The organism is Paraburkholderia sp. SIMBA_054, from assembly GCF_046534875.1.
In the GTDB taxonomy this organism is placed as follows: domain Bacteria; phylum Pseudomonadota; class Gammaproteobacteria; order Burkholderiales; family Burkholderiaceae; genus Paraburkholderia; species Paraburkholderia hospita.
Map to the genome: position 1 here is coordinate 1 of NZ_JAWRXV010000978.1, position 263 is coordinate 263.

1 protein-coding gene is annotated in these 263 nt (G+C 57.4%); it reads right to left on the reverse strand.

The window, feature by feature from the left end:
- Positions 1 to 263, reverse strand: a 263-nt coding sequence (locus SB822_RS58045) for an FAD-dependent oxidoreductase (protein WP_410859233.1), incomplete at both ends; no start/stop codon positions are given.

The window sequence follows — 263 nt, forward strand, 5'->3', positions numbered from 1 at the left end:
GTTATTTTCCCCCTCGACTGCCGCCACGCCGAGACCGGTTAAAAGTGTGATGTTAGCGGCGCGGCTGCGCGCTTCCACATGGGCAGAGATATGAGTTGCAACCGAACGCCCCAGCACACGAGGCGCCGCTTCGATCAGAACCGTCTTTTTGCCAAGCGCGATTGCGCTATGAGCCATTTCGAGGCCAATGAAACCGCCACCGATAATGACGACATTCTCGACATTCGGCATTGCCGCTGCGATACGGCGTGCATCTTCCATCC